This is a genomic window from Mycobacterium sp. BMJ-28, assembly GCF_054404835.1.
The window spans coordinates 3,926,004-3,939,370 of the sequence record NZ_CM136783.1 but is presented as its reverse complement, the minus strand read 5'-3'; the positions used below and the strand labels follow the sequence as shown (position 1 = coordinate 3,939,370).

Here is a 13,367-nt window from a genome sequence, read left to right as displayed (position 1 = left end):
TGATGATGACCGCGAGCACCGACCTGCCGGGTTACAAACAGGCCCGCCGGTCGCAGATCGTGGCCGCGGCGATGGCGGCGCTCAAGGAACACGACTACGAGCAGATCCAGATGCGTGACGTCGCAGTGAAGGCCGACGTGGCGCTGGGCACGCTGTACCGCTACTTCAGCTCGAAGGAGCATGTCTATGCGGCGGTGCTGACGGAGTGGGCGCAGCCGGTGTTCGACGAGGCGACCCACGACACCCGCCCGGCCGAACGCCGGGTGCGGGAGAAGGTGCGCGCGATCATCACCAGCTTCGAACGCCGGCCCGCGTTCTTCAAGGTGTGCATGCTGTTGCAGAACACCGCCGACGCCAACGCCCAGCCGCTGATGCAGCAGTTCGCCGAAACCGCCCAGCGGACCCTGGCCGCCGACTTCGCGACGCTGGGCCACCAGGAATCCGTCGACACCGCAATCATGTTGTGGGGCATCATCAGCACCATGCTGTCCGGCGCGATCCACAACGGTTACCCGATCGCCGATGCCTACCGGGTGTCCGACGCGTTCGTCGACCTGGTGGTACCCCGGCTGCCCGCAGATCAGCGTTCGGCGAACACCGGCGGCTGATGCGCCCGCACCGGCGGTAATTCACCGGTGAACTTCTCCACCTGCACCAGCACGTGCGCGCCGGTGCAACCCCGGGCCAGAGCCGATGTGCCGATATCTGCGGTCAGCACGTTGGGATTGCCGTGCACGCACATCGAATCCGGGTCGCTCGGGTCCAGCGGGTCGAACCATGCTCCCGTCGACAGTTGCACCACCGCGGGGCGCAGACCGGCATCGGTGACCACACCCGCCAGGCAAGCGCCCCGGTCGTTGAACACCCGCACCACGTCGCCGTCGGTCAGGCCGCGTTCGGCGGCGTCGCCGGGATGCATCCGGATCGGTTCGCGCCCGGCCACTTTCGACTGCTGACTCAATGCCCCGGCGTCGAGTTGGCTGTGCAGCCGGGAGGCCGGCTGGTTGGCCAGCAGGTGCAGCGGGAAGCTGGCGGCCCGCTCGCCGCCGAGCCATTCGGCCGGCTCGAACCAGGCCGGGTGGCCGATGCAGTCGGCGTAGCCGAAGCCGTCGATATCGGCGGAGAAGATCTCGATACGTCCGCTCGGGGTGTTGAGCCGATGGGTGTACGGATCGGCGCGGAAATCCGCCAGCAGGGTCAGGCCGGGTTCGGTCGGCAGCCGCAGCTGCCCGTCGGCCCAGAACTGGTCGAAGGACGGCACCGCGACATCCACTTCGGCCGACCACTTCTCGTACATGTGTGCCAGCCACTGCCGGGCGGTGCGGCCCTCGGTGAATTGCTCGCCGACACCAAGGCGTTCGGCCAGCGCGGCGAATGTCGCATAGTCGTCCCGGGATTGCGCGTAGGGCTGCGCCAGCGCGGGCATCGCCACCAGCAACGGGTCGTTGCGCGACCCGGAATAGTCGTCGCGTTCGTAGGCGGTGGTCGACGGCACCACGATATCGGCGTGCTTGGCCATCGCCGTCCAGTACGGATCGTGCACGACGACGGTGTCCGGCCGGGCCAGCGCGCGGCGCAGCCGGGGAATGTTCTGGTGGTGGTGGAACGGGTTCCCGCCGGCCCAGTACACCAGCCGGATATCGGGGAAGGTCAGCCGAAGTCCGTTGTAGTCGTATTCCTGGCCAGGGTGCAGCAGCATGTCGCTGACGGCGGCGACCGGGATGAAGGTCGACACCGGGTTGTGGCCCTGGGGCAGCACGGGCAACCGGACCCGCGACGGGGCCAGGCCCGGCTCGTTCATCGAGCCGTACCCGTGCCCGAATCCGCCTCCGGGCAGGCCGATCTGGCCCAGCATCGCCGCCAGCGTCAAGCCCATCCACGGTGCCTGCTCGCCGTGCCGGACCCGCTGCAGTGACCAGCTGATGGTGACCAGGGTGCGGGCGTCGGCCATCGCGCGGGCCAGGGCGGTCAGCTCGCCCGCGGGCAGCCCGCTGATGGCCGAGGCCCACTCCGGAGATTTCGGTACCCCGTCGTCGGTGCCGAGCAGATAACGTTCGAAGCGGTCATAGCCGATGCAGTAGGTGTCCAGGAAGTCACGGTCGGCGAGATTCTCGGTGGCCAGCACGTGGGCCAGCGCGAGCATGATCGCGACGTCGGTGCCGGGGACCGGTGCGTGCCAATCGCAGTCGCCCTCGACATCGTCGCGCAGCGGGGAGAACGAGACGATCCGCCCGCCGCGAGCGCGGAATCGCCGCAGCGCGTCGCGGGCCGGATGTGCCGTGGTACCACCGTGATTGATGCCGGTGTTCTTCAGCGCGATCCCGCCGAAGCACACCAGCAGATCGGTGTGCTCCACGATGACGTCCCAGTGCGTCGAACGTTTGAACAGGTCGTCGTGGGTGCCAACCACCCGCGGCATGATGGCGCCGGTGGCACCCAGGCTGTACGAATGGCGCGACGAGGTGTATCCGCCCAGCAGTTTGAGGAAGCGGTGCACCTGGCTCTGGGCGTGGTGGAAGCGCCCGGCGCTGGCCCAGCCGTAGGACCCGCCGTAGATGGCTTCGTTGCCGTGGGCGTCGATGACCCGACGCAACTCGCCGGCAAGCAGTTCGGTCAACTCATCCCAGGACACCGCGACGAACTCGTCGGCACCGCGGGTGGTGCTGGGCCCGGGGCCGTCGCGCAGCCAGCCGCGCCGCACGGCGGGACCGGTCACCCGCGCCCGCTGCCGCAGCGAGCCGGGCAGATTGGCCAGCAGCGGTGACGGGTCGGTGTCACCGATCATCGGTGTCACGGCCGCAATGTCGCCGTCGCGCACCTCGGCGGTGAAGGCACCCCAGTGGGAGTGGCTGGCGCGGGACACGCACCAATCCTAGGGCGGCGGGCGCGCTCCTCGACCAACCATCTGGTTGGTATGTTGGGCGCCACATCCAAAACCCAGTACCGGAGGTCACACCATGGGCGTAGTCAAGTTCGAGCGCACGCTGTTCGAACCGGAGCACGACCTGTTCCGCGAGTCCTACCGCGCGTTCCTCGACCGGCACGCCACGCCGTTCCAGGAGGAATGGGAGAAGGCCAAGATCGTCGACCGAGAGGTGTGGCGGGAGGCCGGTAAGCAGGGCTTTCTGGGGATGGCCGTGCCCGAGGAGTACGGCGGTGGCGGCAACCCGGACTTCCGCTACAACGTGATCGTCACCGAGGAGACCACCGCCGGACGGCACAGCGGCCTCGGTTTCACGCTGCAGAACGACGTGATCGCGCCGTATCTGCTCGAGCTCGCCGACGAGGAGCAGAAGAAGCGCTGGCTGCCCGGTTTCTGCAGCGGAGAATTGATCGCGGCGATCGCAATGACCGAACCGGGCACCGGGAGTGACCTGCAGGGCATCAAGACCCGCGCGGTCAAGGAGGGCGATCACTACATTCTGAACGGCTCGAAGACGTTCATCACCAACGGCATCCACGCCGACCTGGTGATCGTGGTCGCCTGTACCGACCCGGAAAAGGGTGCGCAGGGCTTCAGCCTGCTGATGGTCGAGCGCGGCATGGAAGGTTTCGAGCGGGGCCGCCATCTGGACAAGATCGGGCTGGAAGCCCAAGACACCGCCGAGTTGTCGTTCACCGACGTCAAGGTGCCCGTCGAGAACCTCCTCGGTCAGGAAGGTATGGGCTTCATCTACCTCATGCAGAACCTGCCCCAGGAGCGGATCAGCATCGCCGTGATGGCCGCCGCCGCGATGGAGTCGACGCTGGAGGCGACGCTGCAGTACACCAAGGAGCGCAAGGCGTTCGGCAAGCCGATCGGCAGTTTCCAGAACAGCCGGTTCGTCCTCGCCGAGCTGGCCACCGAGGCCACCGCGGTGCGGATCATGGTCGACGAGTTCATCCGGTTGCACCTGGACCGCAAGCTGACGGTGGACCAGGCGGCCATGGCCAAGTGGTATTCCACCGAAGCTCAGGTCCGCCTGGTCGACCGCTGCCTGCAGTTGCACGGCGGCTACGGATACATGCGTGAGTACCCCATCGCGCGGGCATTCCTGGACTCCCGGATCCAGACCATCTACGGCGGAACCACCGAAATCATGAAGGAGATCATCGGCCGCGGCCTCGGTGTCTGAGGTCCTGTGCCGACACGCCGTGGTTCCGACACGCATCCGGTACAGGTCGCGATATCCCACGAGATGGCACCCGGCTGACGCAAAGTTGACGAAAGCGATACTTTTTCCATGCTTTGCACGAGTTCGGGAGGACTGATGACCAGGCAGCGAACCCGGCTGCGCACCGCCGCCGGGCGTGCGTTGCTGGGGCTGGCAGCGCCGATGGTGGTGGCGGCCTGCGTGATGGCAATGGCGCTGGCCGCACCGGCCCACGCCACCCCCGAGAGCGACGCCGACGCGGCGATCAGCGCGGCATGGGATGGTGCCGGTGGCGACACTGGACCATTGGGGGCCAAGGACGGCGGCGTCTATGCCGCCGGCGCCGGATTCGGGCAGAACTTCGCCGGTGGCAAGATCTTCTTCACTCCCGAGACCGGCGCCCACGTCATGGCGGGCGCGATCCTGGACAAGTACGAGTCCCTGGGCGGTCCAGCGGACAGCGACCTGGGCTTTCCCACGATCGACGAGGGCCCGGGCCGGGCCCCCGACAGCCGCAACACCACGTTCAGCGCCGCGGACAAGCCCGTCATCTTCTGGACCCCGGACAACGGGGCCAGGGTGGTGCGCGGGCCGATCAATGCCGCATGGGACAAGCTCGGCGGCTCCGCCGCGGTGCTCGGGGTGCCGACCGGCGACGAGACATCACGCGGCGAGGTGATCTCCCAGCAGTTCACCGGTGGTGAGGTGTCGTGGGACCGCAAGACCAAAACCTTCACCACGACGCCTCCGGAGCTGGCCGACCAGCTCGCCGGGCTGGCGGTGCCCTCGGACGTCGCCTCGGAGATCGCGGCAGCGCGCCGGGCCGCCGGTGGTGCGCTCGGACCGCTGGGCGCCCAGGCCGGCGGGCAGTACGCCATCGGCACCGATGGAGCAGGCCAGAATTTCGCCGGCGGCAAGATCTTCTACAGCCCGGCCACCGGCGCCAATGTGGTCACCGGCCAGGTTCTCGCCAAGTACGAGAGCGTGGGCGGCCCCACCGGCGATCTCGGCTTCCCGACGGCCAGTGAGACCGACGGCGGGCTGGCCCCGGCCAGCCGCTTCGTGCCCTTCGCGGCCGCGGACAAGCCCGTCATCTTCTGGACCCCGGACTTCGGCGCCGTGATCGTCCGCGGCGCGATGAATGCCGCGTGGGACAAACTCGGCGGTGCCACCGGCGAGCTCGGCGCGCCCAAGGGGGATCAGACCCAGAGCGGCAGCGTCATCACCCAGCAGTTCAACGGCGGCAGCATCTCCTGGGATGAGGACGCCGACAAGTTCACCACCGAGCCGGCGAACCTGCAGTCGCAGCTGGCCGGGCTCGAGGTGCCGGGTGCCGATGCACCGAAGGCTCCCGCCGCAGAGCCCGCCGGTGGCAGTGGCGGCAAGTGGTACACCTGGAGTTGGTGGTGGCTGCTGGGCCTCATCCCGCTGCTGGCGCTGATCGGGCTGATCGCGGTGGCGGTGTTGCGCAACAGGCGTTCCGGCGATGAGCATTTCGATGCCGATCATTACGGTGACGAGGGCTACCAGTCCGAATTTCACGGCGGATACGGCGGCGGCTTCGATGGCCGGGCGGAATCACACGAGCCCGACGACTACGAGCACAGCCCGGCGGCATACGGCCAGGAGCCGGGCGGGTACTCACCGCAGAGTCCGTGGGCCGTGTCGGCGCCCCGGGCTGATGACCGGGACGATGACGATGACGACGCCGATGAAGTCGAGGAGCTGGCCGAACCGGCCGGGCACGATTTCCCGGAGTTCGACGCCGACGCCGACTCGGTGGACACGGCGCCCACCCGGATCCAGTCCGACGAGGCGGAGCACGCCGAGGAAGCCGGCCCCGATGACGATGCCGGACCCGACGCTGCGGCACCCCTCGCGGCGGACCTGCCGTCGATACCCCGGTCCACGTACGAACCGGACTTCCCCAGCGGCCGGCACGCGGCGATCCAGATAGAGGAGCCCGACCCGGCACGCACCTCGATGCGCCTGGCCGGCAGCGACCCGTACCGCGCGCCCGACGGATACGGGGTCAAAGCGGATACCGGTACCGGGCAATACTGGACGCCGGGCACGCCGGGCTATGACCAGGCGCGAGCCGAGATCTGGTTCGTGAGTGAGGAATTCGCGGTGACGAACGGGTTCGTCCGAGCCGACTGAGTGCGGTCGGTCAGATCTTGCGGATGACGGTCACGACCTTGCCCAGCACGACCGCGTCGTTGCCTGGGATCGGGTCGAACACCGGGTTGTGCGGCATCAGCCACACCTGTCCGCGGGTGCGCTTGAACGTCTTGACGGTGGCTTCGCCGTCGATCATCGCCGCGACGATATCGCCGTTGTCGGCAACGTTCTGCTGACGGATGACCACCCAGTCCCCGTCGCAGATCGCGGCGTCGATCATGGATTCGCCCACCACCTTCAGCAGGAACAGCGACCCCTCACCGACGAGCTCGCGGGGCAGCGGGAACACGTCTTCCACGGCCTCCTCGGCCAGGATCGGCCCGCCCGCGGCGATGCGTCCCAGCACCGGCACGAAGGTCGGTTCTGGCAGCGCGTCGGAGCCCGTGACATCGGTGCTCACGACCGGCGTCACCATATCGTCGGAGCCGCGGACATCCACCGCGCGCGGCCGGTTGGGATCGCGCCGCAGGTAGCCCTTCTTCTCCAGCGTGCGTAGCTGATGGGCGACCGATGACGTCGAGGTCAGCCCGACCGCATCGCCGATTTCGCGGATACTCGGCGGATAGCCGCGGGTGGTGACCGACGCGCGGATGACCTCAAGAATGGTGCGCTGCCGCTCGGTGAGTCCCGAACGCGCCTCTGGGGTGCCGATGCTGTCGCTCATGGCGCCGAATCTAGTCGTCCCGCACACATTAATCAAACATGTGTTCGAGGCGTGTCGCGTGGGCCGGACTTGTCGGTGGGTGCGTTTATCGTTTGCAACAGTTCGATCACGTGTTCTATCCATCGAACAGATGATCGACTATCTTCGAACACAAGAGCGAACGATTGGCAGCCTCACCCGGCGAAAGGCAGGACAATGACCATTCTGGACACCCGATTCGGTACCGAGTTCGACAGTGCGTTCGACGCGGCGTTCGAAACCGAGTTCGACACCGGTTCCGGCTCCAGGTCCGTGTCGAGGTCCGGAGCCCGGGCCGCAGGCCGCGCCCAGGTGGCGGTCCGGCGCCCGGCCGCGGCCGAGGTGTGGCCGCTGCCCCGGGATGTGGTGGTCCGCCGCCGCCGCCCGCAGGTCCGCCGGCCCGGCGGCACGCCGATGTCGCATCGCGGTACCGGTGTGCTGATGTCTCGCGCCTCGCACCGCCGTCGTCCCATCACGCCCGTCACCACCGTGGTGCTCGCCCTGATCGCGGCCGCGATCACGGTGTGGCTGGGTCTGGTCGCCCAGGTGGGCGGCGGGGTCGACGAGACCGCGGTGCAGGTGCCCACCCGGCTGTCGGTCGTGCAGGTCGAAGCGGGGGAGACGCTGGCGCACGTGGCAGAGCGGGTGGCGCCCGACGCCCCGGTCAATTCGGTGATGGACCGCATCAAGGAACTCAACAAGCTCGAGTCCAGCGCAGTGCTGGCCGGTCAAACGCTCATCGCCCCGATCGGCTGATCGGTGAGCGGCCACGGACGGCTTCGGTTGGTGCAGGTACGCTCGGAGACGTTCGAAGTGGTCGACATGCGGCGCGGCGAAGGAGCGGTGATGCACTGTCCTTTCTGCCGCCATCCCGATTCGCGTGTGGTGGACTCCCGTGAGACGGACGAAGGCCAGGCCATCAGGCGCCGCCGATCATGCCCGGAATGCGGTCGCCGGTTCACCACCGTGGAGACGGCCGTGCTGGCCGTCGTGAAGCGCAGCGGGGTCACCGAGCCGTTCAGTCGCGAGAAGGTCATCAAAGGTGTCCGCCGGGCCTGTCAGGGCCGTGCGGTCGACGACGACGCGCTCAACCTGTTGGCGCAGCAGGTCGAAGACGCCGTGCGCGCCGCGGGCTCACCCGAGATACCCAGCCATGAAGTCGGGCTGGCCATCCTGGGGCCGCTGCGCGAACTCGACGAGGTCGCCTATCTCCGATTCGCATCCGTGTACCGGTCGTTCAGTTCGGCCGAGGATTTCGAGCGCGAGATCGAGGCACTGCGCGCCCATCGCGTGACCAGTACCGGCTGAACCTCAGTCCAGCCGCGTGTTGCCGTCACGGGCTACGCGTCCGGCCACTTTCACCCAGCCCTGCGCATCCCACCAGGTGCGGATCTGCGAGCCCCTGCCCTGTGTGATGTGTAGATTCCGGCTCAGATATTCGGTCATCCGCACCGCCGCCGCGCCGGTTGCCTCGTCCTCGGTGATCCCGAGGTGTGGCGCGAACATCCGGGATCGCAGCTCCCCGGCCTCGGCATCGCTCCATGCCCACACGTAATGCCCGGAGTCGCCGGTGTAGTCGGTCGGGTCGGCGTCGAGCACGTCGGTCACCGAATCGAGGTCATAGATCGCGAATTGTGGTGCCCACTCGGCGCGCGCGCTGATCGCGGTGAGGCTCACGTCGTCGGCCGGGTACTCGACCTGCACCACGCCGGCGGGTACCTGCAGCGTCCGCACCGGGATGCCGCGTTCACGCAGCCACCATGCCGCACCCACGGTCGGATGCCCCGCGAACGGCATCTCGGTGGTGGGGGTGAAGATATGGGCGCTCGCGGTGCTCGCTCCCGGTTCCGGAACGTCCACGAAAATCGTTTCGCTGTAGCCCAATTCGGCGGCCACCCGGAGCCTGTCGGCTGGTGCGACGGTCGCGGCGTCAACCACGCCGAGCGGATTACCGAATTCGCCTTCGGTATTGGTGAACACTCGCAGCACGCTCACATCGACGGCCATGGTGTCGATGGTAAACGTGGCCGACGGGGTGAGCCGACGTCAGGTGGCGCTTCGTTCGTCGCCGCCGATTGCATCGAGCACCGCGACCCTGGTGTCCAGCGAGCCGCTGATCGCCTTCTCGCTGATGCCCGCGCGCAGCAGGTTCCGTAACAGTTCCTGGTCATACGGTGCCGGCTGGGTGGAGTCGATGAACCGTTCGACAACCTGGACGAAGCGGTCGGGGTCCTCGCGGAATGGGAAATGACCGGCGCCGTCGAAGATCTCGAGTTGTGCACCGGGCATCGCGGAATGGGCCAGATGAGCGTGGCTGACCGGGATGACCGAGTCCTGCTTACCCCAAACAAGTTGAACGGGAACCGATTCCGTCAAATAACATCGGTCGAGCATGGTCACCACCTGCCCGCGCCAGTCCACCACCGCGCGCAGCGTCCGGCCGAACGCTGCCGACGCAGTGGGCTCGGGCAGGTCGTTGAGCAGTCGCAATACCTCGGGCAGGTCACGCCCCACCCCGGTGGACCCGATCAGTGAACCGCCGATACGACCGGCGACCTGCAGCGCAGGCAGCACCATGGGCAACCGCAGCAATGCCAGCGCCTCGCTGCCCATCGGCAGCGAGGCGATCCGCAGCGCGATGTTGACATCCTTGGTGACGCCGCCGGCGCCCACCAGCACCAGGCGGTCCACCAGCTGGGGGAATTGATAGGCGAACTGCATGGCCACCCCGCCGCCCAGGGAATGGCCGATGACGGTGACGTGGTCGATGTCCAAGACCGACAACAGGTCACGCATGCCGTTGGCGTAGGCGGCCACCGAGTAGTCCGCGCGCGGCTTGTCGGACTGGCCGTGGCCGAGCAGGTCGGGAGCGATGACGGTGAACCGCTGGGCCAGTGCGGTCTGCACGGTGTGCCAGGTCGTCGAGTTGTCACCGATCCCGTGGATCAACAGGATCGCCGGCCCGGATCCGCAGATCCGGAACGCACGACGATAGCCGTGAATTGTGCGGAACTGCAGCGTCGGCGTGATCTGCCGCACCGTACGCAGCTTCGGTTTCCGTTCGGTCATCTCCGCCCAATCGGCTATGTGTCGTCTCCGTTGTTGTCCTCGGCCTGCTGGGCCAGGAAACGCTCGAACTCTGCGCCCAGTTCGTCACCGCTGGGCAGATCTTCGTCGCGGGCTAACAACGACCGGTTTTCCTGAGCCGCGACGAATGCATCGTACTGTCGCTCCAGGGCGGTCACCACCTGAGCGACTTCGTCGCTGGATGACACCTGCTCGTTGATCTTGGTGTGCACCTCAGCGGCGGCTTCGCCCAGGGCAGTCAACGGGATCTGCAGAGCGGCACTGCGCGCCACCTCTGCCAACAGCGTCTCGGCTGCGGGCGGGTAGGGCGTTTGCGCCAGGTAATGCGGCACATGCACGGTGAAGCCCATGGCGTCGTGGCCGTGCTGGCCCATCCGGAACTCCAGCAGGTTCGACACGCTGGCCGGCACCTGCACCTCCCCGACCCAGGGGGTGTACTCGCTGATCAGGTCCTTGTTGGTGGAGTGCGCGGTCAGTGTCACCGGCCGGGTGTGCGGCACCGCCATCGGGATGGTGCCCAATCCGATGACCTGACGCACGCCGAGGCGCTCGGCCAGCAACCGCACCGCCGTGATGAACCGCTCCCAACGTAGATCCGGCTCCATGCCGGCCAGCAGCAGGAACGGCGTGCCCGCGGTGTCGCGCAGGGCGTACAGGTTGAGTTCGGGCTGCTCGTAGCCGGTGAAGTGATCGGTCTTGAACGTCATCAACGGGCGTCGGGACCGGTAGTCCAGCAGCTCATCGACGGCGAACGAGGCCACCAGCTCGGTGTCGAGCGTGTCCTTCAGGTGCTGGGCCGCCAGCTTGACGGCGTGGCCGGCATCCGAGAACCCCTCCAGCGCATGGATCAGCACCGGACCACGCCCGTCCGAGGCGGACAACTGGGGAGCCGGGAATTCCAGCTCGTACATGCCGGTCTGCTCGGGCTGATAGCGCGGATCTGGTGTGCTTGACGAATCGACCATGTGCTTCACCTCCTCTTCACCTAAGTGTCTCGCAGTTTGTCGTCTGGCCGGCGTGCGGCCCCGGCTTCCGTGCCAACGTCCGACGGCCCGTCCGCCTTCCCAGCGCTTTCACCAGGTTTCTCGGGCAGGATTCATGTCGTGCGAATGACGGTACGGGTAACGGCGGTGGTGGCGCTGGTCGGCGCGCTGGCCGCCGGTTGTGCCGCCGTGCCCCAGATCCGTCGCAGCACACCGGTCGCGGCCAGTACCCCCGAAGCCGCCCCCGTCAGCCCCGACCGCCGCATCGGCGCGCTCTTCGTCGGCGGCGGCGACCTGCACGCGTGCACCGCGGCGGTACTCGATGCGCCGTCCGGGGATTTGATCCTCACCGCCGCGCACTGCCTCGACGGTGGCCCGGACGCACAGTTCGCGGCCGGATTCGCCGGGGCGGCGGCGGCTGGAGATCTGTGGCATGTCGACGCCATCTACCTGGATCCACGGTGGAGTGCGGACCAGAACCCGCGCGCTGACTTCGCGATCGCCCGGGTCAGCCGGGACGGCGGTGGGTCACTGGCCGCCTCGGTCGGTGGTGGACTTCGGCTGGGCACCGCGCCGGCACCGGGCACCGACGTCGCGATCACCGGTTATCCGATGGGGGTGGGCGGCGGCCCGATCGGCTGTCACGCCCCGACCAGCACCACCAAGGCCGGATTTCCGCTGCTGCGCTGTGGCGGCCTGGTGGACGGCACCAGTGGTTCGCCATGGTTGGTCGGCACCACCATCACCGGCCTGACGGGCGGACTCGACGGTGGCGGATGTGCCGAAAATCTTTCTTACTCACCACCTTTCGATCAGGCGGCGGAAGATCTGCTGGCCAGGGCCGAGGCTCAGGGCCCGGGGGACCAGGCTCCGGACTCCTCGGTGGTGGACTGCTAACGCTTGAACTGGCTCAACGCGCGCAGCTTGTTCATCACGTCCAGCGCCGCCACCTTGTACGCCTCGGAGAACGTCGGGTAGTTGAAGACCGCGTCGACGAGATATTCGACGGTGCCGCCGCAACCCATCACGGCCTGGCCGATGTGCACCAGCTCGGTGGCGGCGGTGCCGAAGATGTGGACACCGAGGATCTTCAGATCCTCGGTCGACACCAGCAGCTTGAGCATGCCGTACGAGTCGCCGGCGATCTGACCCCGGGCAAGTTCGCGGTAGCGCGACACCCCGACCTCGTAGGGGATGGAGTCCTTGGTCAGATCCACCTCGGTGGCACCGACATAGGACACCTCGGGAATCGAGTAGATGCCGATCGGCTGCAGGTCCATCATGCCCTTGGTGGGCTCGCCGAACGCGTGGTAGGCGGCCAGCCGGCCCTGCTCCATCGACGTGGCGGCCAGTGCCGGGAAGCCGATGACGTCGCCGACGGCGTAGATGTGCTCGACCTTGGTGGCGAAGTTGTCGTCGACGAAGATGCGGCCGCGGGCATCGGCCTCCAGGCCGGCGTTGGCCAGGTCCAGATGATCGGTCTGGCCCTGGCGTCCGGCGGAGTACATCACCGTCTCGGCCGGTATCTGTTTGCCGCTGGCCAGCGTGGTGACGGTGCCCGCCGAGCCGACGTCCACCGCGGTGACCTCCTCGCCGAACCGGAATGTCACCGCCAGGTCGCGCAGGTGGAACCGCAATGCCTCGACGATCTCGGGATCGCAGAACTCCAGCATCGTGCCGCGCTTCTCCACCACGGTCACCTTGGTGCCCAGCGCGGCGAACATCGAGGCGTACTCGATGCCGATCACGCCGGCCCCGACCACCACCATCGAGGTCGGGATGGCCTTCAGATCGAGGATGCCGTCGGAATCCAGCACCCTGTTCTCGTCGAACTCGACACCGCTGGGCCGGGCGGGTTTGGTACCGGTGGCGATGACGAAATAGCGGCCGCGCACCGTGATCTGCTCCGCGCGACCCGGGTCGTCGATCGCGACGGTGTGATCATCGACGAACCGGCCGCGCCCGACGTACAGCTCGACCCGGTTGCGCATCAGCTGTGACCGGACCACGTCGATCTCCTTGCCGATCACATGCTGGGTACGTGCCAGCAGATCGCCGGGGGTGATCCTCTCCTTCACCCGGTAGCTGGCGCCGTAGAGCTCGCGCTGGCTCATCCCGGTGAGGTAGACCACGGCCTCCCGCAACGTCTTTGACGGAATGGTGCCGGTGTTGACGCAGACGCCGCCCAGCATGGCGCCGCGTTCGATGACCGCGACCGACTTGCCCAGTTTGGCTGCCGCGATGGCGGCCCGCTGACCACCCGGCCCGGAACCGATGACGACGAGGTCGTACTCCTGCATG

At 67.6% G+C, this 13,367-nt stretch carries 12 protein-coding genes; 6 read left to right on the top strand and 6 right to left on the bottom strand.

Going from position 1 to position 13,367, the window contains the following annotated elements; all coding sequences use genetic code 11:
• Positions 1 to 2 precede the first annotated feature (2 nt).
• Entirely contained in the window at positions 3 to 608 is a 606-nt protein-coding gene (locus ACXPWS_RS19535) for a TetR/AcrR family transcriptional regulator (protein WP_458713607.1), read from the top strand.
• Here the strand turns inward: ACXPWS_RS19535 and ACXPWS_RS19530 are convergent.
• Complete coding sequence (locus tag ACXPWS_RS19530; protein ID WP_458708239.1) at positions 581 to 2,863, bottom strand: molybdopterin guanine dinucleotide-containing S/N-oxide reductase; 2,283 nt, start codon at positions 2,861 to 2,863, stop codon at positions 581 to 583. The genes ACXPWS_RS19535 and ACXPWS_RS19530 overlap by 28 nt on opposite strands.
• A gap of 94 nt (positions 2,864 to 2,957) precedes the next feature.
• Here ACXPWS_RS19530 and ACXPWS_RS19525 point away from each other — a divergent pair, with 94 nt between their 5' ends.
• Entirely contained in the window at positions 2,958 to 4,115 is a 1,158-nt protein-coding gene (locus ACXPWS_RS19525; protein ID WP_458708238.1) for an acyl-CoA dehydrogenase family protein, read from the top strand.
• Between the two features lie 135 nt (positions 4,116 to 4,250).
• Positions 4,251 to 6,293, top strand: a complete 2,043-nt coding sequence (locus ACXPWS_RS19520) for an LGFP repeat-containing protein (RefSeq protein WP_458708237.1) — start codon at positions 4,251 to 4,253, stop codon at positions 6,291 to 6,293.
• Between the two features lie 10 nt (positions 6,294 to 6,303).
• On the opposite strand, the gene lexA is transcribed toward ACXPWS_RS19520, so the two are convergent.
• Entirely contained in the window at positions 6,304 to 6,978 is a 675-nt protein-coding gene (gene lexA / locus ACXPWS_RS19515; protein WP_458708236.1) for a transcriptional repressor LexA, read from the bottom strand.
• 195 nt (positions 6,979 to 7,173) lie between these two features.
• Between lexA and ACXPWS_RS19510 the strand changes: the two genes are divergently transcribed.
• Together ACXPWS_RS19510 and nrdR are read left to right on the top strand one after the other, a co-directional pair.
• A complete protein-coding gene (locus ACXPWS_RS19510) occupies positions 7,174 to 7,752 on the top strand; it encodes a LysM peptidoglycan-binding domain-containing protein (protein WP_458708235.1) in 579 nt (192 codons plus the stop codon).
• Positions 7,753 to 7,842: 90 nt separating this feature from the next.
• Positions 7,843 to 8,304: a transcriptional regulator NrdR gene (gene nrdR, locus ACXPWS_RS19505; protein ID WP_458708234.1), complete on the top strand. Its 462-nt coding sequence runs from the start codon at positions 7,843 to 7,845 to the stop codon at positions 8,302 to 8,304.
• Between the two features lie 3 nt (positions 8,305 to 8,307).
• On the opposite strand, the gene ACXPWS_RS19500 is transcribed toward nrdR, so the two are convergent.
• Genes ACXPWS_RS19500 through ACXPWS_RS19490 form a run of 3 tightly spaced genes read right to left on the bottom strand, consistent with a single transcriptional unit; the run spans position 8,308 to position 11,048 of the window.
• The gene (locus ACXPWS_RS19500) at positions 8,308 to 9,003 is read right to left on the bottom strand and encodes a PhzF family phenazine biosynthesis protein (protein ID WP_458708233.1); all 696 of its coding nucleotides are present in this window, start codon (positions 9,001 to 9,003) and stop codon (positions 8,308 to 8,310) included.
• A 39-nt stretch (positions 9,004 to 9,042) separates the two neighbouring features.
• A complete protein-coding gene (locus ACXPWS_RS19495; protein ID WP_458708232.1) occupies positions 9,043 to 10,065 on the bottom strand; it encodes an alpha/beta fold hydrolase in 1,023 nt (340 codons plus the stop codon).
• A 14-nt stretch (positions 10,066 to 10,079) separates the two neighbouring features.
• Positions 10,080 to 11,048, bottom strand: coding sequence for a proteasome assembly chaperone family protein (locus tag ACXPWS_RS19490; protein WP_458708231.1), 969 nt, complete (start codon positions 11,046 to 11,048; stop codon positions 10,080 to 10,082).
• 144 nt (positions 11,049 to 11,192) lie between these two features.
• On the opposite strand from ACXPWS_RS19490, the gene ACXPWS_RS19485 reads away from it, so the two are divergent.
• The gene (locus ACXPWS_RS19485; RefSeq protein ID WP_458708230.1) at positions 11,193 to 11,963 is read left to right on the top strand and encodes a trypsin-like serine peptidase; all 771 of its coding nucleotides are present in this window, start codon (positions 11,193 to 11,195) and stop codon (positions 11,961 to 11,963) included.
• On the opposite strand, the gene sthA is transcribed toward ACXPWS_RS19485, so the two are convergent.
• Entirely contained in the window at positions 11,960 to 13,366 is a 1,407-nt protein-coding gene (gene sthA, locus ACXPWS_RS19480; RefSeq protein ID WP_458713606.1) for a Si-specific NAD(P)(+) transhydrogenase, read from the bottom strand. The two genes, ACXPWS_RS19485 and sthA, sit on opposite strands and share 4 nt — an antisense overlap.
• Position 13,367 lies beyond the last annotated feature (1 nt).